Source organism: Variovorax sp. GW821-FHT09A10, from assembly GCF_059418385.1.
Map to the genome: position 1 here is coordinate 1,175,968 of NZ_JBWKPT010000001.1, position 22,718 is coordinate 1,198,685.

The 22,718-nt window shown below is 66.1% G+C and carries 20 protein-coding genes and 1 tRNA gene; 7 read left to right on the forward strand and 14 right to left on the reverse strand.

Features of this window, described 5'->3' with window-relative positions; genetic code table 11:
- From AC07Q9_RS05645 to AC07Q9_RS05655, 3 genes are all read right to left on the reverse strand, one after another.
- Positions 1–957: an ABC transporter permease gene (locus AC07Q9_RS05645; RefSeq protein WP_095743846.1), complete on the reverse strand. Its 957-nt coding sequence runs from the start codon at positions 955–957 to the stop codon at positions 1–3.
- A complete protein-coding gene (locus tag AC07Q9_RS05650) occupies positions 954–2,150 on the reverse strand; it encodes a lactonase family protein (RefSeq protein ID WP_495307912.1) in 1,197 nt (398 codons plus the stop codon). The genes AC07Q9_RS05645 and AC07Q9_RS05650 overlap by 4 nt, the downstream gene beginning before the upstream one ends.
- Positions 2,151–2,241: 91 nt before the next feature.
- The gene (locus AC07Q9_RS05655) at positions 2,242–3,816 is read right to left on the reverse strand and encodes an ABC transporter substrate-binding protein (protein WP_495307914.1); all 1,575 of its coding nucleotides are present in this window, start codon (positions 3,814–3,816) and stop codon (positions 2,242–2,244) included.
- A 192-nt stretch (positions 3,817–4,008) separates the two neighbouring features.
- Between AC07Q9_RS05655 and AC07Q9_RS05660 the strand changes: the two genes are divergently transcribed.
- Positions 4,009–4,398, forward strand: a complete 390-nt coding sequence (locus tag AC07Q9_RS05660) for a RidA family protein (protein WP_062473709.1) — start codon at positions 4,009–4,011, stop codon at positions 4,396–4,398.
- Here AC07Q9_RS05660 and AC07Q9_RS05665 read toward each other — a convergent pair whose 3' ends face one another.
- Complete coding sequence (locus AC07Q9_RS05665; RefSeq protein ID WP_369644561.1) at positions 4,399–5,019, reverse strand: ATP-dependent Clp protease proteolytic subunit; 621 nt, start codon at positions 5,017–5,019, stop codon at positions 4,399–4,401.
- A 50-nt stretch (positions 5,020–5,069) separates the two neighbouring features.
- Between AC07Q9_RS05665 and AC07Q9_RS05670 the strand changes: the two genes are divergently transcribed.
- Complete coding sequence (locus AC07Q9_RS05670) at positions 5,070–5,861, forward strand: sigma-70 family RNA polymerase sigma factor (RefSeq protein WP_495307916.1); 792 nt, start codon at positions 5,070–5,072, stop codon at positions 5,859–5,861.
- Between the two features lie 126 nt (positions 5,862–5,987).
- On the opposite strand, the gene lolD is transcribed toward AC07Q9_RS05670, so the two are convergent.
- Together lolD and AC07Q9_RS05680 are read right to left on the reverse strand one after the other, a co-directional pair.
- Positions 5,988–6,665: a lipoprotein-releasing ABC transporter ATP-binding protein LolD gene (lolD, locus tag AC07Q9_RS05675; protein ID WP_101490942.1), complete on the reverse strand. Its 678-nt coding sequence runs from the start codon at positions 6,663–6,665 to the stop codon at positions 5,988–5,990.
- Positions 6,658–7,914: a lipoprotein-releasing ABC transporter permease subunit gene (locus tag AC07Q9_RS05680; protein WP_062473701.1), complete on the reverse strand. Its 1,257-nt coding sequence runs from the start codon at positions 7,912–7,914 to the stop codon at positions 6,658–6,660. The genes lolD and AC07Q9_RS05680 overlap by 8 nt, the downstream gene beginning before the upstream one ends.
- A 123-nt stretch (positions 7,915–8,037) precedes the next feature.
- On the opposite strand from AC07Q9_RS05680, the gene AC07Q9_RS05685 reads away from it, so the two are divergent.
- Both AC07Q9_RS05685 and recJ read left to right on the forward strand, forming a co-directional pair.
- Entirely contained in the window at positions 8,038–9,015 is a 978-nt protein-coding gene (locus tag AC07Q9_RS05685; protein WP_495307919.1) for a hypothetical protein, read from the forward strand.
- Complete coding sequence (gene recJ, locus AC07Q9_RS05690) at positions 9,012–10,733, forward strand: single-stranded-DNA-specific exonuclease RecJ (protein ID WP_495307921.1); 1,722 nt, start codon at positions 9,012–9,014, stop codon at positions 10,731–10,733. Before AC07Q9_RS05685 ends, recJ begins: the two co-directional genes overlap by 4 nt.
- Before the next feature lie 63 nt (positions 10,734–10,796).
- On the opposite strand, the gene AC07Q9_RS05695 is transcribed toward recJ, so the two are convergent.
- The 7 genes from AC07Q9_RS05695 to AC07Q9_RS05725 form a co-directional block, all read right to left on the reverse strand.
- Positions 10,797–10,872, reverse strand: a tRNA-Thr gene (locus tag AC07Q9_RS05695).
- 59 nt (positions 10,873–10,931) lie between these two features.
- Positions 10,932–11,510 carry a ClpXP protease specificity-enhancing factor gene (locus AC07Q9_RS05700; protein ID WP_495307923.1) on the reverse strand — a complete coding sequence of 193 codons (579 nt, stop codon included), beginning with the start codon at positions 11,508–11,510 and terminating at the stop codon, positions 10,932–10,934.
- Positions 11,511–11,551: 41 nt separating this feature from the next.
- Positions 11,552–12,163: a glutathione S-transferase N-terminal domain-containing protein gene (locus AC07Q9_RS05705; protein ID WP_062473683.1), complete on the reverse strand. Its 612-nt coding sequence runs from the start codon at positions 12,161–12,163 to the stop codon at positions 11,552–11,554.
- 95 nt (positions 12,164–12,258) lie between these two features.
- Entirely contained in the window at positions 12,259–13,035 is a 777-nt protein-coding gene (locus AC07Q9_RS05710; RefSeq protein WP_099795340.1) for a cytochrome c1, read from the reverse strand.
- Positions 13,036–13,071: 36 nt separating this feature from the next.
- Positions 13,072–14,508, reverse strand: coding sequence for a cytochrome b (locus AC07Q9_RS05715; RefSeq protein ID WP_495301772.1), 1,437 nt, complete (start codon positions 14,506–14,508; stop codon positions 13,072–13,074).
- 14 nt (positions 14,509–14,522) lie between these two features.
- Complete coding sequence (gene petA, locus AC07Q9_RS05720; protein ID WP_489058900.1) at positions 14,523–15,140, reverse strand: ubiquinol-cytochrome c reductase iron-sulfur subunit; 618 nt, start codon at positions 15,138–15,140, stop codon at positions 14,523–14,525.
- A gap of 160 nt (positions 15,141–15,300) precedes the next feature.
- Complete coding sequence (locus AC07Q9_RS05725; protein WP_495307924.1) at positions 15,301–16,050, reverse strand: LuxR C-terminal-related transcriptional regulator; 750 nt, start codon at positions 16,048–16,050, stop codon at positions 15,301–15,303.
- Positions 16,051–16,498: 448 nt separating this feature from the next.
- Between AC07Q9_RS05725 and AC07Q9_RS05730 the strand changes: the two genes are divergently transcribed.
- From AC07Q9_RS05730 to AC07Q9_RS05740, 3 genes are all read left to right on the forward strand, one after another.
- The gene (locus AC07Q9_RS05730) at positions 16,499–16,804 is read left to right on the forward strand and encodes a hypothetical protein (protein WP_495307925.1); all 306 of its coding nucleotides are present in this window, start codon (positions 16,499–16,501) and stop codon (positions 16,802–16,804) included.
- Between the two features lie 134 nt (positions 16,805–16,938).
- Entirely contained in the window at positions 16,939–17,556 is a 618-nt protein-coding gene (locus AC07Q9_RS05735) for a YjbF family lipoprotein (protein ID WP_495307928.1), read from the forward strand.
- Positions 17,553–20,609 carry a YjbH domain-containing protein gene (locus tag AC07Q9_RS05740; protein ID WP_495307930.1) on the forward strand — a complete coding sequence of 1,019 codons (3,057 nt, stop codon included), beginning with the start codon at positions 17,553–17,555 and terminating at the stop codon, positions 20,607–20,609. The genes AC07Q9_RS05735 and AC07Q9_RS05740 overlap by 4 nt, the downstream gene beginning before the upstream one ends.
- A gap of 102 nt (positions 20,610–20,711) precedes the next feature.
- Here the strand turns inward: AC07Q9_RS05740 and AC07Q9_RS05745 are convergent, their stop codons facing one another.
- Entirely contained in the window at positions 20,712–22,715 is a 2,004-nt protein-coding gene (locus AC07Q9_RS05745) for a polysaccharide biosynthesis protein (protein ID WP_495307933.1), read from the reverse strand.
- Positions 22,716–22,718: the final 3 nt, after the last annotated feature.

Sequence of the window (22,718 nt, forward strand, 5' to 3'; positions counted from 1 at the left end):
TCAGACCTTCACGCGCGGATCGACGACGGCGTAAAGCAGGTCGATCGAGAAATTGATGAGCACATAGATCGCGGCAATCACGAGCAGCGCGCCTTGAATGACGGGGTAGTCGCGCCGCAGCACGGCGTTGACCACGAGGTTGCCGACGCCGGGCAGGCCGAACACGGTCTCGGTGATGACGGCGCCGCCGATCATCAGCGCGACCGTGAGGCCGATCACCGTGACGATGGGCACCAATGCGTTGCGCAGTGCGTGCTTCAAGACGACGACCTTCTCGCTCAGGCCCTTGGAGCGTGCGGTGCGCACGTAGTCTTCGCCGAGCACGTCGAGCATCGAGGCGCGCGTGAAGCGGATGATGAGCGCGGAGTTCAAGAGGCCCAGCACGGTGGCCGGCAGCACCAGCGCATGCAGCCGCTCGGCAAACGGCGCATCGGGCGCGCCGTAGCCCGACACCGGGAACCACCCGAAGGACACCGCGAAGATCTGGATCAGCACGATGCCCAGCCAGAAGCTGGGGATGCTGGCGCCCAGCATGGCGATGCCGGTGAAGAACTGGTCGACCACGCGCCCGCGGAACACGGCCGAGACGATGCCGCAGGGCACGCCGATGAGCGCGGCGATGGCCACGGCCAGCAGCGCGAGCAAGGTGGTGGGCTCGGCGCGCTCCCACAGTGCCTGCGTGACCGGACGCTGCAGGAAGATCGAGGTGCCCAGGTTGCCCTGCAGCACTTCGCGCAGCCAGTAGCCGAACTGCACGGGCAGGGGTTTGTCCAGGCCGTAGTCCTTCTGCACGCGGGCGATGTCGGCGGCGGTGGCCTGGTCGCCCAGCAGCACGGAGATGGGGTCGCCCGAGGCGGCGCGCGTGAGCACGAAGACCAGCACGGCCACCAGGGCCAGCACGATGAGCATGCCGCCCGCGCGCGAGGCGATGTAGCGAAGCGATGCGCTCTTGATCATGACGAGAACTCGATGGCGGCGGCGCTGCCCACGGCCACGTATTGGCCGGTGAACTGCACGTCGCCGTTCTTCTTCACGCGGAAGATGGTCACGTTGTCGCCCTGCTTGTTGTGGCACACGTAGAGAAAGCGCCCGCTGGGCTCGAGCGTGCAGCTGCGCGGGTAGTTGCCGCGCGTCCACTCCTCGCGCACGAGCGTGGGTGCGCCGGTGCGCGCATCGATCTTGAAGATCGAGATCGAATCGTGCAGCCGGTTGAGCGACACGAAGTGCGTGCCGCCCGGCAGCATGCGGATGCCCGAGGCGTAGCTGGTGCCCTTGAAGCCGGCGGGCAGCGCCGAGGTTTCGCTCACCAGCGTGAGCACGCCGGTGGCGCCGTCGTAGCGCAGGAAGGCGATGGTCGAGGCCTCTTCGTTCACGAGGTAGACCCACTTGCCGTTCGGGTGGAAGGCGAAGTGGCGCGCGCCCGAGCTCTCGGACACGGCCACCGTGCTCGGCTGGCTCAGCACGCCGGTGGCGCGGTCGAAGCGGTACGAGATGACGCGGTCCAGCCCCAGGTCGGCCACGAGCACGAAGTTGCCGGCTGGGTCGGCCTGCACCATGTGGGCGTGCGGGCCGTCGTGGTCGCTGGTGGCAAAGCCTTCGTGCGAACGTGCGGCCAGCGGCACCACGTCGGCGCCGGGCTTGCAGGGCGTGGCGGCGCCGCAGGCGGCGACGTCCTTGTAGACGACGGCGGCGCGGTCGGTGTCGAAGCTTCCATCGGTGCGCAGCGCGATCACGCTGACGTCGCCGCTGGCGTAGTTGGCGGTGAACACGAAGCGGCCGTCGGGGTGCACGCTCAGGTGCGCCGGGTCCTTGCCGCCGCAGGGCATCTCGGCCACGAACGACAGCGCGCCGTTCGCGCCGATGCGAAAGGCCGAGACGGAGCCGGCCTCGAATTCGTTGGCCGCGTAGAGCATCGGCAGCGTCGGGTGGCGTGCCAGCGAGGCCGGGTTGCGCAGCTTGGCATCACTGCCCGCGCTGGCCACGGCCGGGGGTGCACCGGGGATGGGCTTGAGGGCGCCGGTCGCGCCGTCCACCACGAACTGGTGCACGCCCAGGCCGCGCCCGCCGCGCCACGGCTTGCCGCCGTCGCTGTAGGTGCCGACGTAGGCGTACACGGGGCTCGAAGTGGTGGCTTGAGCGGGAGTGGCCATGGATGGTTGGAGTCCGAGGGCGCCGAGGCCGGAGGCCAGTGCGCTGACTTGCAGAAGTTGACGACGCGACGGCATGGCGGTGCTTGCAGCCTTACTTGATCTTCGCGTTCCAGAAGAACGGCCAGGTCGCGGGCTGGTAGTTGTCCAGCGCCGGGCTCTTGGCCGAGAGGCCGTTGAACTTGCCGACGTTGATGTAGGGCACCTCGTCGTACACCACCTGCTGCACCTTGCCCCACAGCGCGCCGCGCTTGGCCGGATCGCTCTCGGTGTTGAAGGCGCTGAGCGCCGCCTTCTTGGCGGGCGAATCCCACCAGCCGGGCGCGCCGTCGCCCAGTTGCGGCGGCGAGAGCATGGGTTCGGGGAACTGGCCCGAGTGGGTCACGTAGATGTCCCACAGCTTCGGGTCGTTGCGGCGCTGCACCAGCGTGGCCCAGTCGACCACGTTGAGGTCGACCTTGAAGCCGGCGCGCTTGAGCTGCTCGGCCATCAGGAGCGACATGTTGTAGTGGAAGTCGTACTGGCGGCTGGTGAGCACGCGGATCGGCTCGCCCTTGTAGCCGGCCTTGGCCGCAGCGTCCTTCGCCTTGGTGGCGTTGCGCTGGTTGTACTGGTCGGCGCCGGCCGCCGAGTAGAACGGCGAGCCCTTGGGGAAGTGGTTGGCCTCGGCCACGAAGAAGCGCGTGTCGCCGAAGCCGGCCGCGAGCATCTCGCCCTGGCCCAGCGCGGTCTGCACGGCCTGGCGCACCGCCGGGTTGGCGGCCACGCCTTCCTTGGTGTTGAGCACGAGGTAGGGGAAGCCGAACGACGGCGTCATGATCGGCAGCGTCTTGCCGCCGGCCTTCTCCAGGCGCGGCAGGGCTTCCACCGGCAGCAGATCGGCAAAGTCGTACTGGCCGGCCAGCGCGCCTTCGACGCGGGTGCTGGCGTTGGGCACAGGCACGAAGCGCAGTTCTTCGATGGCCGCCTCGCGCTTGCCGCCGTAGCCGCTCGCGGGCTCTTTGCGCGCCGCGTACTTGTCGAAGCGCGTGAGCAGCACGAACTGGTCGGGGCGGCGCTCCTTGAACTTGTAGGGGCCGGTGCCGACGAAGTCTTTCAGCGGCGAAGCGATGGAATCCTTGGCCATGATGGCCGCCATGCCGCTGGGCAGCGCGAGCTGCGACAGCAGCGGCGCATACGGCGCCTTCAGCACGATTTCCACGCCCAGCTGGCCCTTGGCCTTGAGGCTCTCGATTTCCTTGCCCACGGCCTTGCCGCGCGGCGACTGGTCCATCCAGCGCTGCAGGCTGGCGACCACGTCGTCGGCCGTGAGCTCGCGCCCGTTGTGCAGCGCCACGCCCTTGCGCAGCGTGATGGCGTAGGTCTTGCCGTCGGCCGAGATCTTGGGCATGCCCTCGGCCAGCATCGGCACCACGTTCCACTTGGCGTCGAAGGTGTAGAGCGTCTCGTACACGTGCTGCATGATCGTTCCGACCAGGTCGGCCGTGGAGGCCATCGGGTCGAGCGTCTGCGGCTCGGCCACCATCGCCAGCGTGGCGAAGTTGCGCGGGCCCTGCGCGTGGGCGCTGGGGTGAGGCAGTGCGGCACACAGCATCGCGAGCAGGGAAGCTCCCAGCAGGCTGCGCTTCGACAGGCGGGGCAGGCGCTGGACAAGACCGGCGTGAGACATGGAGAACTCCTTCATGGGGCGGACTGATTTATGAAAGAAATTTTCTTTCTGGTCCGGACTTTGAAGCAGACTTCATGCCAAATCATCCGTGTTAACCCTTGTTGAGGGGTTATTCTGAAAAAATCTTTCAAATCGGATGGATACTGCGGCCCTCACCCGCCCCACTCAACCCTCTCACTCCCAGGAGTTCCCATGCCCCTCGAATACCTCGGCGCCCCGCCCATCGCTTCCGACCGCCAGGCCCGCCCCTTCTCCCCCGCCGTGCGCGCGGGCGATTTCGTCTACGTGTCGGGCCAGGTGCCCGCCAACGCGCAGGGCGAGATCGTGGCCGGCGGCATCGAGGTGCAGACGCGCCAGGTGATGGAGAACCTGAAGACCGTGCTCGCGCTGGCCGGCGCCACGCTCGACGACGTGTGCAAGAGCACCGTCTGGCTGCACGACGCGCGCGACTTTGGTGCCTTCAACCGCGTCTACATGAGCTACTTCGGTGAAAACAAGCCGGCACGCTCGACCACCGAGGCGCGCCTCATGGTCGATGCGAAGGTCGAGATCGACGTCGTCGCCTACAAGCCCAAGGCCTGATCAGGCGGGCCGCAACTCGGTCTTGCGCTGAATGATGCGTGAGACCAGCCCGTACTCCACGGCCTCCGTGGCCGACAGCCAGCGGTCGCGCTCGATGTCGGCCAGCACCACGTCGATGGGCTTGCCGGTTTCGCGCGCGATCTCGTGCGCGATGCGCTGGCGGGCCTTGATGATTTCCTGCGCCTGGATCGCGATGTCGGTCGCCTGTCCGCCCGCGCCGCCGCTGGGCTGGTGGATCAAAAAGCGCGTGTTGGGCAGGCACACGCGGCGCTCGCGCGGGGCCGCGAGAAACAGGTGCGTGGCCGCGCTGCCCACCCAGCCGGTGCCGATCATGTGCACCGGTGCGCTGATGAAGCGCACCACGTCATGGATGGCGTCGCCCGACTCCAGGTGCCCGCCGGGCGAGCTCACAAGGATGTCGATGGGTTTGTCGCCGCTGTCGGCATCGAGCGCGATGAGCCGGCGCGTGACATCGGCGGCCACGCTGTCGGTGATGCTGCCGAAGATCAGCAGCGTGCGCGACTTGAACGCCTTTTCCTCGAGGTAGGAATTGCGCGGCTCGGCCGTGGCCGCGGGCGGTGTGTCGTCGTCGGTTTCCAGTGTTGAAAACATGGGCTGCATGAAGAAAGCTCCTGTGGTTGAACTGTCTTGACGAACAAGCCCACAGTTTCGTGACATTGCGCCTGCTGTGGCAAGCTGCGCCGATGCTCGACGAACGCTCTCTCTCGCAATTGCCTGCGCTGCGAAGCCGGCTGGTTCGCACTGCGGCGCGGCTGCTGGGCACGCACGCCGAGGCCGAGGACGTGGTGCAGGACACCTACCTGCGCGCGCTCGAAGCCGGTGATGTGCCCGCGCCCGCATCGACGCAGGCGTGGCTGACCACGGTGATGCGCAACCTTGCCATCGACCGGCTGCGGCGCGAGGACTGGATGCGGCGCTGGTTGCGCGATGCGGGCGAGGCGCATGCGCCTGAGGCATCGTCGGCGGAAGTCGATGCGGCGCAGGCCGAGTCGGTTGAACGTGCACTGCGGCTGCTCGCTTCAAAGCTGTCGCCCGCCGACGGTGCTGCGCTGCTGTTGCGCGAGGTCTTCGAGGCCAGCTTCAAGGAGATCGCACAGGCCAGCGGCAAGACCGAGGCGGCGTGCCGGCAGCAGGCACATCGTGCGTTGCTGCGGCTGCGCCAGGACAAGGACGGGGAAGAAGCCGGCCCGGAAGCGCTCTTCCATCTGTACAGGCAGGCCCTGCGCGACTGCGATGCACGCACGCTGTTCGCGATGCTGCGGCAGCCGCCGCTGCGTGCGCTCGCCATGTCGGCTGCGGTGGCACCCCAGTCCGATGCGCCGCGCGCGGTGTGCCAGGTGATGCAGATCGGCGGACAGCTCGGCCTGGTGCTGACGCTGGGCGGGAAGGTGCTGTGCGTGTTGCCCCTGGGTGCGCGGCAGACCGAAGAGTCTCTGCCTTAGCTCCTTCCCCCTCTGGGGGAAGGTTGGGGTGGGGGCCCGCGCGGCCTTCGAGGCTGCATGACATTGAAGGCCGCCGAGCCCCCTCCCCTGCCCTCCCCCGGAAGGGGAGGGAGAAAGACAAAAGACTCAGCCCGCCAACCGCCCCGCCACCAGCTGCAGCACGCGGTCGCAGCGCTTGGCCAGGTCCTGGTCGTGCGTGACCATCACGAAAGCCGTGCCATGCCGGTGCGCAAGATCGAGCATCAGCGCGAACACGGCGTCGGCCGTGCTGCGATCGAGGTTGCCGGTGGGCTCGTCAGCGAGCACGCAGGCGGGCTTCGTGACCAGCGCGCGCGCAATCGCCACGCGCTGGCGCTCGCCGCCCGACAGCTCGGCCGGCCGGTGGTGCAGGCGTTCGCCCAAGCCCACGCTGGCAAGAATCTTGGCCGCGGCCTGCGACGCTTCGCCGGCCTCGACGCGACGGATCTTCAGCGGCATCGCGACGTTGTCGAGCGCGCTGAACTCGGGCAGCAGGTGATGGAACTGGTAGACGAAGCCCAGGTGGTGGTTGCGCAAGCGGCCCTGCTCGGCGGCATCGGCATGCGCGATGTCCTTGCCCAGCAGTTCGACCTTGCCCGCGGTGGGTGCGTCGAGCCCGCCCATGAGGTGCAGCAGCGTGCTCTTGCCGGAGCCGGACGCGCCGACGATGGCCAGCGTTTCGCCGGCGTGTACGTCGAGGTCGACACCGTGCAGCACGGTGAGGTCGATGCGGCCTTCGTGGAAGCGCTTGGTCAGGCCGCGGGCCTTGAGAACAACATCACTCATAGCGCAGGGCCTCGGCGGGGTTCACACGGCTGGCGCGCCAGCTCGGATACAGCGTGGCCAGGAAGGCCAGGATGAGGGAAATGATCGCGATCGGCATGATGTCGCTTTGCTGCGGGTCGCTCGGCATCTTGCTGATCAGGTAGATGTCCTTGGGCAGGAAGCTGGCGTGGAAGAGCTGCTCCAGGAAGGGCACGATCACGTCGATGTTGTAGGCAATGCCCAGGCCCAGCAGCAGGCCGCCCACGGTGCCGATCACGCCCACCATGGCGCCCTGCACCACGAAGATGGCCATGATGCTGCGCGGCGAGCTGCCCAGCGTACGCAGGATGGCGATGTCGGCGCGCTTGTCGGTCACGGTCATCACCAGCGTCGAGACGAGGTTGAAGGCCGCCACGGCGACGATCAGCGTGAGGATGATGAACATCATGCGTTTCTCGACCTGCACGGCCGCGAACCAGGTCTTGTTCTGGCGCGTCCAGTCGCGGATGAGGAACTGGCCCGGCAGCGTGACGGCGAGCTGGTCGGCCACCTCGCGCGCTTCATGCAGGTCTTTCAGCTTGAGGCGGATGCCGGTCGGGCCTTCGAGGCGGAACACCTTGGCGGCGTCTTTCTCGTGCACCATCGCCAGCGCCGAGTCGTACTCGTAGTGGCCCGAGTCGAACACGCCGACCACGGTGAACTGCTTCAGGCGTGGCACCACGCCGGCCGGCGTGACCTGTCCGCCCGGCGCCACCAGCGTGACCTGGTCGCCGGGCTGCACGAACATGGAGCGCGCCAGCTCGATGCCCAGCACGATGCCGAACTCGCCCGGCACCAGCTTGTCGAAGGTGCCGCCCTTGGCGATGCCGCCGGTGTCGGTGACCTCGGGTTCCAGCGCGGGGTCGATGCCGCGCACGATGGCGCCCTTCATGTCTTCGCCGCGCGCGATGAGTGCCTGCGTGTTGATGAAAGGCGCCGCGCCGATCACCTCGGGGTTCTTGCGGGCGTCGGCCATGATGGCGTCGATGTCCTGCAGGGCCTGGCCGTCGCGCGAGAAGATCTCGATGTGCGAGACCACGCTGAGCATGCGGTCGCGCACTTCCTTCTGGAAGCCGTTCATCACGCTGAGCACGATGATCAGCGCCGCCACGCCCAGCGCGATGCCGAGCATCGACACGCCGGAGATGAAGGAGATGAAGCCGTTGCGTCGCGTGGCACGGCCCGCGCGCGTGTAGCGCCAGCCGAGCTGCAGTTCGTAGGGGAATCGCATCAGCGGCCTCGCCCCGTGGCCTCAAGGGGCATGGGCGCACCCGCGGGGGGCGGCAAATACTCGGGGTGAGGAGCGAGGGGGTAGGTCATACGGTGGAATTGTGGCATCCCGGACAATAGGGAAATGGCCGAACCTCTCCCACGTCATCTGTTGATTCCCTTTGCCGGCCGCGGTTCCCCGGCTTGCCGCGCGGCGCTCGCGACCCTGCGGCTGCCGAACCTCGAAACCCTGCTGCTGCGCCTGACGCTCGCCGACACCGACACGCAGGACGACAGCACCCGCTCCCCGCCGCACGAACGCGCGCTGGCGCGCGCGCTGGGCCTGCCCCCCGCCGACGACGGCTGCATTCCCTGGGCCGCGCTCGAAGCCCGCAAGACCGGCCTGGCCGCGCCCGGCGCCCCCGAGGCCTGGGGCCTGGTGACGCTGTGCAACTGGCAGGTCGGCATCGACGACGTGGCGCTGGGGGATCCGAGCGCCATCGAGATCGACGCCGCCGAGTCGATGGCCCTGCTGACCGTGGCGCAACCGTTCTTCGAGGAAGACGGCATCGCGCTGCACCCCTCCGACACGCCGGGCCGATGGCTCGCGCGCGCCCCCATCTTCGACAGGCTGGCCACGGCCTCCATCGACCGCGCGGTGGGGTACCCCATTTCGCAGTGGTCGCCGCTGGGCGACGCCTCGCGGCCGCTGCGCCGGCTGCAGAACGAGATGCAGATGCTGCTGTACACGCAGCGCGTGAACGACGAGCGCACCGCGCGCGGCGTGCCGCCGATCAATTCGTTCTGGCTCAGCGGCACCGGCGTCCTGAAGGACGGCGACTTGCCCTCGCCACCCCTTTCGCGCACGCCGGTCGTCGACCTCGCGCTGCGCGACGCCGCGCTGCGCGACGACGGCCTGGCCTGGGCCGCCGCCTGGCAGGCCTTGGATGCGGGCGCCGTCGCCGGCCTGCTCGCCGACCTCACGCGCGGCGCCGACGTGGCGCTCTCGCTGTGCGGCGACCGCGGCGCGCAGCTTTTCACCGTGCAACCGCGCGGCCTCGCCCGTTGGGCCAAGGGCCTGTTCGACCGCAACCGCGCCACGCAGGTGCTGGAGTCCCTATGAAGATCATTGCCCGGGACATCCCGCCGCGCACCGTCTGGGCGCTGGAACAGGCCGGCGTGCACCCGCTGCTGGCGCGCCTCTTTGCCGCGCGCGGCGTGCGCGGCAAGGACGAGCTCGACGACGGCCTCGTGCGCCTGCTGCCGCCCGACACGCTGCGCGGCACGCGCGAAGCCGCCGTGCTGCTGGCCGACGCCATCGCACAGGACAAGCGCCTGTGCATCGTGGCCGACTACGACTGCGACGGCGCCACCGCCTGTGCCGTCGGCGTGCGCGGCCTGCGCCTGCTGGGCGGCAAGAACGTGAGCTACCTCGTGCCCGACCGCGTGGTGGACGGCTACGGCCTGACGCCGCCGATCGCCGAGCGCGTGGCCAACGCTGGCGCCGACATGCTGATCACCGTCGACAACGGCATCGCCAGCGTCGAAGGCGTGGCCGCCGCCAAGGCGCGCGGCCTGCAGGTGCTGGTGACCGACCACCACCTGCCCGGCCCCGAGTTGCCCCTGGCCGACGTGATGGTGAACCCCAACCAGCCCGGCTGCGAGTTCGAAAGCAAGAGCATCGCCGGCGTCGGCGTGATGTTCTACGTGCTGCTCGCGCTGCGCTCCGAACTGCGCACGCGCGGCGTGTTCGACACCGCCACGCAGCCCAAGCTCGATGCGCTGCTGCCGCTGGTGGCGCTGGGCACCGTGGCCGACGTGGTGAAGCTCGACGCCAACAACCGCCGCCTCGTGGCGCAGGGCCTGCGCCGCATCCGCGCGGGCGCGATGCCGGCCGGCGTGGCGGCGCTGTTCAAGGCGGCAGGGCGCACCGCCTCGGCCGCGACCACCTTCGACTTCGGCTTTGCCCTCGGCCCGCGCATCAACGCGGCCGGCCGGCTGGCCGACATGACGCTGGGCATCGAGTGCCTGCTGACCGACGACGCGGGCCGCGCCGACGAACTCGCGCGCATGCTCGACGGCATCAACCGCGAGCGACGCGACATCGAGGGCGGCATGCGCGACCAAGCGCTGCTGCTGGCCGAGTCGCTGTTCGCGGCCGATGGCGAAGGCGTGGAAGCACCGCCGCCGGCCATCAGCGTGTTCGGCGCGGACTTCCACGAGGGCGTGGTGGGCATCGTGGCCTCGCGCATCAAGGACCGCTTCCATCGCCCGACCTTCGTGTTCGCGGCCAGCGCGGCACCGGGCAAGGAGCAGGAGCTGAAGGGCTCGGGCCGATCGATCCCGGGCTTTCACCTGCGCGATGCGCTGGACCTCGTGGCCAAGCGCCACCCCGGCGTGCTGCTGCGCTTCGGCGGCCACGCGATGGCCGCGGGCTGCACCGTGGCGCGCGAGCACTTTCCCGTCTTCGAGCGCGCGCTGGCCCAGGTGGCCGGCGAATGGCTGGCCGAGGCCGCGCTCACGCGCCAGATCGAAACCGACGGGCCGATCGCGCGCGAGTACATGCGCATCGACCTGGTCGACACGCTGCACCGCGAGGTCTGGGGCCAGGGCTTCGCGCCACCCACCTTCAGCGAGGAGGTCGAGGTGGTGTCGCAGCGGCTGGTGGGCGAAAAGCACCTGGCGCTGAAGCTCAAGCACCAGGGCCAGCCCATCGACGCGATCTGGTTCAGCCACACCGAACCGCTGCCGCCGCGCGTGAAGCTGGCGTTCCGGCTCGATGCGGACGAGTGGCAGGGGGTGCGACGGTTGCGCTTTCTGGTCGAAGGCGCGGAGGTCTGAGAAGACGCCTTCGCCGCCAAAGAAAAAGCCCGGCAACGCAGGACGTTGTCGGGCTTTTTTGTTTGGTGCCGCTTGTCGGAATCGAACTGACGACCTTCCGCTTACAAGGCGGGTGCTCTACCAATTGAGCTAAAGCGGCTGAAAGAAAGCAGTGCTGGCGGTGATTCTAAGCGGCCGGCTTTGGGGCCGACCGCGTCGTCACTTGACGCGCTTGAGCGACGGCCGGGTACCGCCACCAGCCGGCGGGCGCGGCGGCTCGTCGGTCGGGTCGGAAGGCGCCGAGCCGGCATCGACCGTCTCGTCGCCCTCTTCGCCCGTCACCAGGTGGAACACCTTGTTGGCGTCGCCTTCGGTGCCGCGCGAGGCATCGCGCAGCGGCATGCGCGGCGCGTTGTTCGGCGAAGCAGTGGCCGTGGCAGCGTCATCGCCATCGTCGGACGTGGTGGCGGTCGGCACGGGTGCCGGGAACGCCATGCCCTGGCCGTTCTCACGGGCGTAGATCGCGATCACGCGACCGACCGGCACGCTGATCTCGCGCGCCGTGCCGGCGAAGCGGGCCTTGAACTCGATGAAGTCGTTGCCCAGCTTCAGCGAGCTGGTCGCGTCGAAGCTGATGTTCAGCACGATCTCGCCGTTCTTCACGTACTCGCGCGGCACCTGGACGGTGTCGTCGACCAGCACCGCGACATAGGGCGTGAACCCGTTGTCGGTGCACCACTCGTACAGCGCCCGGATGAGGTACGGGCGGGTGGAAGAGGACTCGAGCGCGTTGATCATGAAAAGCGGCGGAAAACGAGGGAAGCAGGCACGCAGCTTACTTACTTGCGCATGACCTTTTCAGACGGGGTCAGCGCTTCGATGTAGGCCGGGCGCGAGAAGATGCGCTCGGCGTACTTCAGCAGCGGTGCCGCGTTCTTGCTCAGGTCGATGCCGTAGTAGTCGAGGCGCCACAGCAGCGGTGCGATGGCCACGTCGAGCATCGAGAAGTTGTCGCCCAGCATGTACTTGTTCTTGAGGAACACGGGCGCGAGCTGCGTGAGGCGGTCGCGGATGTGCGAGCGTGCCTTTTCGAGTGCCTTCTCGTTGCCCTTGGCGGTGCGGTTCTCGAGCGTGGCGACGTGCACGAACAGTTCCTTCTCGAAATTGAGCAGGAACAGGCGCACGCGGGCGCGGTCGACCGGGTCGCCGGGCATCAGTTGCGGATGCGGGAAGCGCTCGTCGATGTACTCGTTGATGATGTTCGACTCGTACAGGATCAGGTCGCGCTCGACCAGGATCGGCACCTGGCCGTACGGGTTCATCACGCTGATGTCTTCGGGCTTGTTGTAGAGATCGACGTCGCGGATCTCGAAGTCCATGCCCTTTTCGAACAACACGAAGCGGCAGCGGTGGGAGAAGGGGCAGGTCGTTCCTGAATACAAGACCATCATGGCGAGAGACTCCTAAAAATCAAAAAGAGTGGGTCGCCTGGGCAACCCACTCTGTGGGACCGGACGCACGAGGCGCCCGGTCGGCGTGAACGGAATTACTTGACGTCTTTCCAGTACGAGGCGTTCAGTCGCCATACGAAAACCACCGACATGGCCAGGAACAGCAGCACCCAGACGCCGATGCGCACGCGGGTGTTCTGCGCAGGCTCGGCCATCCACTGCAGGTAGCCGACGAGGTCGCCCACTGCGCTGTCGAATTGCACCGGGTTCAGGGTACCGGGGGTCACTTGTTCCCACTTGCCCGAGAACACATCGGTGGCATGGCCGTGCTGTTCGACCTTGGTGTAGATCGGCAGGCGCTCGCCCTGCAGTTCCCACAGCGGGTTCGGCATGGCAACGCTCGGGAACAGCAGGTTGTTCCAGCCGGTGGCCTTGGTGTCGTCGCGGTAGAAGCTGCGCAGGAAGGTGTACAGGTAGTCGGGGCCCGTGCCACCGTGGCCGGCGCGCGAACGTGCGACCAGCGTCAGGTCGGGCGGCGTGGTGCCGAACCATTCCTTGGCCTGGCGCGCGTCGATGTTGGCCTTCATGGTCTCGCCGACCTTGTCGGTCGTGAACAGAAGGTTGTCCTTGATCTGCTGCTCGCTGATGCCGATGTCCTGCAGGCGGTTGTAGCGCATGAAGGCGGCCGAGTGGCAATTGAGGCAGTAGTTGACGAACAGCTTGGCGCCGTTCTGCAGGGCCGCCACGTCGGTGGTCTTGTTGGGCGACTTGTCCCACGCCAGACCGCCGGATTCGGCGGATGCGGCCGCGGAGAAGGTCAGGCCCAGTGCCAGACCCATGACAGCGAGCCAGCCGGAAATTCTTTTCTTCATCGTGTTTCTCTCAAGCTCTCTTGCACTTCTCGCGCATCAATGGGCGGTGAAGACCACGCGCTCGGGCACGGTCTTGAATTCACCCTTGCTGCTCCACCACGGCATCAGCAGGAAGAAGCCGAAGTAGAAGAGCGTGCCGATCTGCGAGATGGTCTGGGCGATGTCCAGGGCGAACGAGCCGATGACCAGGTTGCCCCAGACGCCAGGCGCCTGGATGCCCAGGTAGCCCAGGATCAGGAACAGGAACACGAACACGCCGTAGACATACTTGTGCCAGCTCGGACGGTAGCGGATCGACTTGACTTCGCTGTGGTCGAGCCACGGCAGGAAGAACAGGATGATGACCGAGCCGCCCATGATGACCACGCCCCAGAACTTGGCGTCGAAGGTCTTGAGCAGGAAGATCGCGACGGCGGCCACGACCACGGCGGCAACCTTCAGGCCCATGCCCGACTTGCCCTTGATGAAGTTCCAGACGGCGGCGGCCGCGATGATCAGCGCGAACACGTTGACCATGTCGTCGGTGGTGGCGCGCAGCATCGAATAGAACGGCGTGAAGTACCAGACCGGGGCGATGTGGTTCGGCGTCTTCAGCGAATCGGCCGGGATGAAGTTGTTGTACTCCAGGAAATACCCACCGGCTTCAGGCGCGAAGAAGATCACGGCCGAGAAGATCGTGAGGAACACCACCACGCCGAAGATGTCGTGCACCGTGTAGTACGGGTGCGACGGGATGCCGTCGAGCGGATGGCCGTCGGGACCGCGCTTGGCCTTGATCTCGATGCCGTCGGGGTTGTTGGACCCCACTTCGTGCAGCGCGATCAGGTGGGCCACCACGAGGCCGAGCAGCACCAGCGGCACGGCGATGACGTGGAAGCTGAAGAAGCGGTTCAACGTGGCGTCGCTCACGACGTAATCGCCGCGGATCAGCAGGGCCAGGTCAGGGCCGATGAACGGGATGGCAGCGAACAGGTTCACGATCACCTGGGCGCCCCAGTAGGACATCTGGCCCCAGGGCAGCAGGTAACCCATGAAGGCTTCGGCCATCAGGCACAGGAAGATCGCGCAGCCGAACACCCAGATCAGCTCGCGCGGCTTGCGGTAGCTGCCGTACATGAGGCCGCGGAACATGTGCAGGTACACCACGATGAAGAACGCCGAGGCGCCCGTCGAGTGGATGTAGCGGATCAGCCAGCCCCAGGGCACGTCGCGCATGATGTACTCGACCGATGCGAACGCTTGGTTCGCGTCGGGCTTGTAGTGCATGACGAGGAAGATGCCGGTCACGATCTGGATCACGAGGACCAGCATCGCGAGCGAGCCGAAGATGTACCAGAAGTTGAAATTCTTCGGTGCGTAGTACTTGCCCCACTGGTCGTTCCAGAGCTTGGTCAGCGGGAAACGGTTGTCGACCCAGTTGAGCAGCTTCTCGCCGGCGGGGGCGTTAGGGGAAACTTCGTGAAATTCAGCCATGTTCGTGGTCTCCCTCAGGCCTTCTTGCTGTCGTCGCCGATGAGCAGGCGCGTGTCGGACAGGTACATGTGCGGAGGCACAGGGAGGTTGTCAGGAGCGGGCTTGTTCTTGAAGACGCGACCGGCGAGGTCGAACGTGGAACCGTGGCAAGGGCAGAGGAAGCCGCCTTCCCAGTCGTTCGGCAACGAGGGTTGCGGGCCGGCCTGCAGGCGGTCGACCGGCGAGCAGCCGAGGTGGGTGCAGATGCCGACCACGACCAGCACATCGGGCTTGATCGAGCGGTGGCCGTTCTGTGCGTACTTGGGCGTGAATTCGTCGGGGTGACGCTTGGAGAGCGGGTCGGCGAGCTGGCCATCGAGCTTGGCGAGCTCAGCGATCTGTTCGGGAGTGCGCTTGAGAATCCAGACCGGCTTGCCGCGCCATTCGACGGTGATTTTTTCGCCGACCTTCAGGGCCGAGATGTCCACTTCGACCGCGGCGCCCGCGGCTTTCGCCTTTTCGGACGGCTGGAATGTGCTCACAAAAGGGATTGCGGTGGCCACGCCGCCCGCTACGCCGGCACAGCTGGATGCGATCAACCACGTCCGCTTGCTTGTGTCGATCCGGGGCGAGCCGGAGGTCATGTCACTCATGGGGATCCTCTAAGTCTTCTTCGCTGGAGCAGGGGCTGACCTTTGCCACAGCAAGGTCAACCCGAGATTGTAGCGGGGCGCAAAAGGGTTTTTCAATGATTGCCGCGCGTGCGCACGGCGCCGCAGCACGTGCGCGACAGCACGCGGCGGCCCTTGGCGCTCAGCTCAGGAGCCCGTACTGGGTCGCCTGTCGGACAGCCTGGGTTCGCGACTTGACGGCCAGCTTGCGGTAGATCCGCTTGGCGTGGAACTCGACCGTGTTGATCGAGAGGCAGATCGCTTCAGCAATCTGCCGATTGCTCCAGCCTTGCGCGATCAGGCGCAGCACATTGAGCTCCCGAGGTGACAGCAGCCCGGGAGCAGGCATCGGGGGCGAGACCGTGCCGCCGTCGCGCAATGCGGACTCGACACCCTCCGGTTTCGCAGACGCCGCAATCAAGCCGAGGACGCGACGCGCGACGCGCGCATCGATCGGCGAACCACCGCGCTCGATGGAGCGCAGCAAGAAAGAGAGCTCGACATCGTCGGCGCTCGTCAGCAGATAACCGGAGGCTCCTGACGAGATCGCGGCCTCGACCAGCAGGCGGTCGTCGTCCTTCGACATGGCGATGGCATCGATCTGCGGATACGCGCGCCGCAGGTGCGACAGAAGTGCGACGCCGCCGTCGTCAGATAGGTGCATGTCGACCAGCACCAGGTCGTAGGGCAGCGCCGCCAGCAGATGGATCGCCTCCGCTTGCGTGGAGGCGATCACGACGCGGCGACCCGGGGCCAGATCGCCAAGAAGGCGTCGCATGCGGTCGGCCAGGGCCAGGTCGCCCTCGACGATCAGGGCGCCGAAGAAGGCGCAGCCCAGGGCGGCGTAGCGCCCGGCGAGTGTCGGCGCCGAATGTGCGCTGCTGGCGGCCACGGGCCCGCACACTCGCACACCCTCCGCCACCCCACCTTCAGACAATCGAACCACACGTATCCCCTTGTTGTGCCCCGCGGCATACCTTGAATGTCAACTTTCGTTTCGGGGTACTGCAGGAACGATGCCTGCGAGGCGGCCATGCGGCCCATCGCAGCGATGGCGCGGTCAGTGCGTTGATTTCATTGAAGAAATGCAGCGGTAACGCCCGGGACCCTGCCGATGAAGCTGCGCGCCAGTCGCCGTCGTTACGGCCATCTTGGGCGGAACGTTACGTAGCATTGAGATACACATGCACCCGACACACTCACCCGCAACAATCGAGGCAATACGCGGTTACAAGGAGGCCGTGGCAAACGCCCCATCCTCCAGGCCAAATTAGTTGCGGCACACTTCTGATGCTGCTAACCTCAAGTCAAGAGCATAAAAACCCTTTGAGAGGATCACTGTGAAGACGAACAAACTGGTTGCTACCGTCGCCCTTGCCACCCTGGCAATCTCGTCGGCTTTTGCCCAAACGCAGGTTACCCCTGCGCCCGTAAGCAACAATCGCGCATTTGTGCCGGGCCCCGCTGGCGCTCCGAGCGCAACCGCTGCTGGCCTTGGCGGCCTGACCCCCGTTCAATGGGGCGCTGTTGCAGGCACCGGCGCACTGATGCTGACCCTCGGCAGCAGCAACAACGGTAACGGCGGCGGCGGCTTCTTCGTCCCCGGCACGGGCACCAGCGGCACGGGCACCACCGGCACGCGTTAATGCTGGTTGCCCTCCTGAAAGGAGGGCATTCGCTGAAAAGTCCGCGCGTTGCTTCCGCCACGCGACTCTTAGAACGTTGCCTTTTGGCAACGTTTTTCTTGGGCGTTGGCGGTTGCTCCTCCGGAACTTCAGCCATGCTGGATTCAGCTCGCCTGCTGTATCGCGGCGAGTCTGCAGCAACCCAGCCCAATTTCAATCCCAGCTATCGGTACCTGCGGGCCACCGTCGATGGACGCGTCCTGTACATGGTGCTCGGCTATATCGATCAGCGCGCCGAAGGGCCCGTCGAGGTTTGGTACAGCGGCACGGGCGAGGTCGTTCGACTTCTGAATGGTCAACTGGTCGGCACGACCGGGCTGTCCACCGACTGGCGCGACGTTCGACTTGCCAACCCACCCGCCTGGCAAGCTCACACTGCCAACACCACGCAGACCTACGCGCGCGAACGCGACCTGATGCCCGGCTATCGCTTCGGCATTCGCGACGACGTCGCGCGCGCGTCGATCGCGCCGCCCACCGACAGCACTCTCGCCGGCGTGCCCGCAAGCTCCTTGCGCTGGTATGAAGAACGCAGCGTGTCCCGCCCTGCGGCAGCCTCCATTCCACCCGCGCGCTTCGGCGTTTCATTTGCTTCTGGCGCCCCTCAGGTCGTGTATTCGGAGCAATGTATTTCCCGCGACCTCTGCATGAGCTTCGAACAGTGGCCCCCCCCCGCACCAGCAGCCGGCGCCGCGGCGCGCGCTGGTACATGAGCCCCCCCTTCCTGCGAACCATCAGCCCCTCGCATTGGCCCCGTCGAATGGCCCTTGCCTGCGCGTTGATGGCGAGCCTTGGCGCCGCGGCGGAGCCGTCGCAGAACGCAGCGACCGTTGGACCTGCAAGCGATGCCGAGGTGCGACCTGGCGAACGACTGAGCACCTGGCTACTGCGCCAACCCGAGGGCACGGCCGCGCCCGGACTGGCATGGCGCGTGCCGCAGGAGCGACTGGCCCAGCAGTTCCTGAAGAACACCCTGCTCGTGCGCCTCGAGGCGGCCAGCAGACGCGCACCGCGCTCGGAGCAGCTCGATCGGCTGAAGCTCATCACGTGGCTGCAGAACCTGCCGGTCACCGGCCGTGTGGCGTTGGGTATCGTGGACCCCCGCTGGCTGCAGGCCCACCCGGATCAAGACCCCGTGCTGTCAGCCGGCCAGCAACTGGTTGCACCCTCCCCGCAGTTGAAGACCATCGCGGTTGTCCGACCCAATGGCGAGCTGTGCCACGTGGCGCACGAAGCCGGCCGGACCACTTGGGACTACGTCGTCGCCTGCGCGCCCGACAGCGCCCACGACTGGGCATGGGTGGCACAACCCGACGGCCGAACATCGCGCGTGGGCATCGCCCCCTGGAACGGCCACCCCTCCGATGAGCCGGCGCCCGGCGCATGGATCTGGGCAGCACCGCGCGGCGCGACCGAACTGGTCGACGCATCGGAAGGCATCATCAAGTTCCTGGCGACCCAAGGCCCCTCGCCACAGACAGCGACGCTGCGCACCACCACTGCCGCGCTTGCAACTGCCAAGCCGGCCGTCGCAACCAACACATCCATCCCGCCATCAGTTCCGCCGGAAAGCGTCATCTCCGTGCGCCCCGACGCCTCGGTCCCGCAATACAAGGCACCTCGCACGAGCAGCAACGACTGGGGCGAAACCGGTCTGCTCCAAACGCCGACGGCACGCATGGGCGAGGCCGGTGATTTCCGCACGTCGATCAGCCACGTGTCGCCCTATACGCGACTGAACGTGATGTTCCAGCCGCTGGACTGGATGGAGGCCGGCTTTCGCTACACCTCCATCAGCAACCGCGCGTACGCCGCCAGCACCACTGGCCAGAGCAACAAGGACAAGAGCATCGACGTGAAGCTGCGGCTGCTGCGCGAATCCGCGTATGTGCCTCAGGTTGCATTGGGCTTCCGCGACCTTGGCGGTACCGGCCTCTTTTCGGCCGAATATTTAGTCGCCAACAAGCGCTACGGCGATCTCGACTTCAGCCTCGGTATCGGCTGGGGGTACCTGGGCAACAGCGGCAACATCCGCAACCCCTTGCTGGCCCTGAGCAATCGCTTCAGAACACGCACGGTGAGCTCCGCAACGGGCGGTGAAGCGAATTTCAACGCCTTCTTCCGGGGCCCCGCCGCGCTGTTCGGCGGTGTCGAATGGCGCACACCCTGGGATCCCCTGACGGTCAAGCTCGAGTACGAGGGCAACAACTACAAGAACGAGCCCCAGCAGAACAACCAGGTTCAGCGCTCACCTTTCAACGTTGGCCTGGAATATCGCTACTCACCCGGCGTCGCCTTCACCGCAGGCCTGGAGCGCGGCAACAAAGTGATGCTGGGGCTGACCCTGTCCACCAACATGGCGAACATGCGGTCCAGCAAACCCGCAGATCCGCCGCCGCCCCGCTTCACGCCGGAGGCGCCGGCCAATCCACCCGGCTGGGCCGCCACTGCCGCGGAGATTCAGGCACGCACCGAATGGACTGTGCAGCGCATCGCACCGCAGGGCGACAGCGCGCACGTCTGGATCACCGAAAGCCACACGGTGTACCGCGAGGCTCGCGTGCAGCAGGTCATTGCTGTCATGCATCGCGATGCCCCGGCGTCGATCAAGCACTTCATCCTTCACTACAACGAGCGCGGACTGGCGCTGCATACGCAGGTCGTTGATCGCAGCGAGTGGGTGACGGCGCACTACCAGGCACAGACGCCAGCTGAACGGCGCGCCACGGACCAGCGTGACTACGCCCCGCCACGCGGCCGAACCGAAGACGGGCTCTACGCGCCGGCATCGCCGCAGCACACACCCGCCGACGCAAAAGGCACCGCCACAGCATCGCTCGCCGACACGCCGGCCATGACGCAATGGGAACGGCGCACGGAAAAACTCACCTTCGGCCTGACCCCGAGCTTCTCGCAGATCCTCGGCGGCCCCGATGCCTTCATGCTCTACCAACTCGGCGTCTCGGCCACCGCGGAGTACCGCTTCACACCGAGCACCTGGGTGAACGCCGCACTGAACTGGCGCCTGATCGACAACTTCGACAAGTTCACCTATACGGCGCCCAGCAACCTTCCCCGCGTGCGAACCTACCAGCGCGAGTACGCAACAACCAAGCGGTTGACGATGCCGGTGTTTCAGCTGACCCACGTGGGTCGCCTGAACGAAGACCAGTACTACAGCGTCTACGGCGGCGCCCTCGAGTCGATGTTCGCCGGCGTGGGCGCCGAATGGCTCTACCGCCCGTGGCGCAGCAAGTTCGCTTTCGGCATCGACATCAACCACGTGCGTCAGCGCGACTTTGCCCAGGACCTCGGCCTGCGCGACTACAAGGTCAACACTGGCCATGCCACGCTCTACTGGGACACGGGCTGGAACGGGGTGCAAGCCAAGATCAGCGCGGGTCAGTACCTTGCGGGCGATCGTGGCGTCACTCTCGACATCAGCCGCCGCTTCGACAACGGTGTAACGATCGGCGCGTGGGCCACCAAGACCAATGTCTCCGCTGCACAGTTCGGTGAAGGCAGCTTCGATAAGGGCATCTACGTTTCCATCCCTTTCGACGCGCTGCTGCCGCGCTCAAGCAAGTTCACTGCGAACTTTGCCTGGGCTCCGCTGGTGCGGGACGGTGGCGCAAAGCTGGGGCGGATCAACCCGCTGTACGAGATGACGTCGATACGGGATGCGAAGGCCTTCAGCTTCTCGCCGCCCGACGACAAGGCGCCGAAGGCGGGGGACAACATCCTAGACTTCAAGCGGGCGCAATAGGCGACTCCGGCTGATAACAAAAGAGCCCCGATCCGGGGCTCTTGATCTCAGCATCGCCCCGGTGAGTCGAGGCGGGAAAAAGAATGAAGCAGTTCTATCGAATCAGATTGCCACGGCAATCTGATTCGGTGCGGATGGCTGTTCAGCCTCGCCCACCTGCGCAGCGCCGACTGCCGCCGCGAGCGGCTGACCCCCATCACGCACACGGTGACGCTCCATATGCACCCAATCCACCACCTCTGCGTGAGGCCGATAGCCGGGCAGCATCTGCGTCAGCGTCCGCTTCAGCATCGGCACATCGCTGCTTTCGAGAGCCACATTCAGCATCTCGAACTGGCGCCAGAGCTCATTCCAAGGCAGACAGGGATCGTGCGCCTTCATGACACGAGGATGCATCGTAGGCATCGCGCTGTCACCAATCAGGAGCTCTTCATAAAGCTTCTCTCCGGGCCGCAACCCAGTCACTTGGAGCTCGATATCACCGTCCGGCGAATGCTCGTCACGGACGGTGCGCCCCGAAAGCTCGACCAGCCGGCGGGCGAGATCAATGATCCGGACCGGCTCACCCATGTCGAGCACAAAGACATCGCCGCCATGTGCCATCGCGCCCGCCTGAATCACCAACTGGGCGGCCTCGGGAATGGTCATGAAATAGCGCGTGATGTCTGCATGCGTCAGCGTGATTGGTCCACCCGCCTCGATCTGCCTGCGAAACAACGGCACTACCGAGCCACTGGAACCAAGCACGTTGCCGAAGCGGACCATCGAGAAGCAGGTGTCCGAACTCTGCTGGGCCAGTCCCTGCAGCGCCATTTCGGCGACCCGCTTGCTAGCCCCCATGATGTTCGTCGGTCGCACAGCCTTGTCCGTGCTGATCAGGACAAAATTGGGAACCTTGCACTCCATGGCGATTCGCGCTGTGGTGAGCGTGCCCATCGCGTTGTTTCGCACACCCTCCGCCGGGTTGTGCTCGACCAGGGGCACATGCTTATATGCGGCCGCGTGATAGACCGTATCAGGGCGCCAGGCGCGCATCACCTCACGCAGCCGCGCCGCATCGCATACCGAGGCGAGCAATGGGACAACACGGACGTTCGGCGCCAACTGCTCCAGCTCTTGGTGAATGCCATAGAGCGCGTACTCGCTCAACTCCACAAGCAGCAGCGTGGAAGGTGACAGTTGAACGATCTGCCGGCACAGCTCACTGCCGATGGAGCCGCCAGCCCCAGTCACCAGCACCACTTGGCCCTGGATGTGCTTATGCAACAGGTCTACTACCGGCTCGACCGGATCTCGCCCCAGCAAGTCCTCGATGTCGACTTCGACCAGATCATTGACCTGCACCTTGCCGTTGGCCAGATCGAGCAATCCCGGAAGCATCCGTACATGCAGATGCAATGGCAACAACTGGTTCAAAATTTCAACGCGACGCCCACGGCTGGCCGAAGGCATCGCCAAGAGCACGTCCGTGATACCCCAACTGGCGGCATTGTTGCTGAGCCAGTCCGAGGACTGAATGCGCAGGCCGTTGATCGTGTTGCCTTGGAGATGCGAGTCATCGTCAACGAAAGCGCGGACAACCATGTCCCGACTTTGAGCCAATGCCGCAGCCAGCTGCAAACCTGCGCTACCGGCACCGTAGATCACCACCTGAGGCAGTTGCTTGCGCTGCAACGCGCTCATATAGAGACCACCCAACCAATAGCGCGCAAACATGCGCGAGCCGGCGATAGCCAAGAACAAGAGCAACGGCACCAGCAAACCGACCGTGCGCGGCACCCCTCGCACACTGACCACCGCAAAAATCAACGCATAGCCGAGGCCAAAGAGCACGCACGCGCGCACGATAGCCATGACTGCAGCTGTGCCTGCATAGCGAAAGATGGCCCGGTAGAGCCCGAAAACCACAAAGAGGGGAAGCGCAAGGGCAACGGCCACCGCGACAGCCGACCACTGAACACCACGCGGTGCCATCCACTGCTCGAAACGAAAGCTGAATGCCAACCAGACACACAGGACGCAGAGCATTGCATCGACCCCTAGAGCCAGCATGCGCTTCAAGGGGCGCGGCAAGGCAAGCAAGGGCGCAGCCAGACGATTGATCACACT

What these genes read in the sequence shown, in the direction of transcription:
- AC07Q9_RS05645 (WP_095743846.1), bottom strand. Translation starts at nt 957, where the DNA reads ATGATCAAGAGCGCATCGCTTCGCTACATCGCCTCGCGCGCGGGCGGC.
- AC07Q9_RS05650 (WP_495307912.1), bottom strand. Translation starts at nt 2,150, where the DNA reads ATGGCCACTCCCGCTCAAGCCACCACTTCGAGCCCCGTGTACGCCTAC.
- AC07Q9_RS05655 (WP_495307914.1), bottom strand. Translation starts at nt 3,816, where the DNA reads ATGTCTCACGCCGGTCTTGTCCAGCGCCTGCCCCGCCTGTCGAAGCGC.
- AC07Q9_RS05660 (WP_062473709.1), top strand. Translation starts at nt 4,009, where the DNA reads ATGCCCCTCGAATACCTCGGCGCCCCGCCCATCGCTTCCGACCGCCAG.
- AC07Q9_RS05665 (WP_369644561.1), bottom strand. Translation starts at nt 5,019, where the DNA reads ATGCAGCCCATGTTTTCAACACTGGAAACCGACGACGACACACCGCCC.
- lolD (WP_101490942.1), bottom strand. Translation starts at nt 6,665, where the DNA reads ATGAGTGATGTTGTTCTCAAGGCCCGCGGCCTGACCAAGCGCTTCCAC.
- AC07Q9_RS05680 (WP_062473701.1), bottom strand. Translation starts at nt 7,914, where the DNA reads ATGCGATTCCCCTACGAACTGCAGCTCGGCTGGCGCTACACGCGCGCG.
- AC07Q9_RS05685 (WP_495307919.1), top strand. Translation starts at nt 8,038, where the DNA reads ATGGCCGAACCTCTCCCACGTCATCTGTTGATTCCCTTTGCCGGCCGC.
- recJ (WP_495307921.1), top strand. Translation starts at nt 9,012, where the DNA reads ATGAAGATCATTGCCCGGGACATCCCGCCGCGCACCGTCTGGGCGCTG.
- AC07Q9_RS05700 (WP_495307923.1), bottom strand. Translation starts at nt 11,510, where the DNA reads ATGATCAACGCGCTCGAGTCCTCTTCCACCCGCCCGTACCTCATCCGG.
- AC07Q9_RS05705 (WP_062473683.1), bottom strand. Translation starts at nt 12,163, where the DNA reads ATGATGGTCTTGTATTCAGGAACGACCTGCCCCTTCTCCCACCGCTGC.
- AC07Q9_RS05710 (WP_099795340.1), bottom strand. Translation starts at nt 13,035, where the DNA reads ATGAAGAAAAGAATTTCCGGCTGGCTCGCTGTCATGGGTCTGGCACTG.
- AC07Q9_RS05715 (WP_495301772.1), bottom strand. Translation starts at nt 14,508, where the DNA reads ATGGCTGAATTTCACGAAGTTTCCCCTAACGCCCCCGCCGGCGAGAAG.
- petA (WP_489058900.1), bottom strand. Translation starts at nt 15,140, where the DNA reads ATGAGTGACATGACCTCCGGCTCGCCCCGGATCGACACAAGCAAGCGG.
- AC07Q9_RS05735 (WP_495307928.1), top strand. Translation starts at nt 16,939, where the DNA reads ATGCTGGATTCAGCTCGCCTGCTGTATCGCGGCGAGTCTGCAGCAACC.
- AC07Q9_RS05740 (WP_495307930.1), top strand. Translation starts at nt 17,553, where the DNA reads ATGAGCCCCCCCTTCCTGCGAACCATCAGCCCCTCGCATTGGCCCCGT.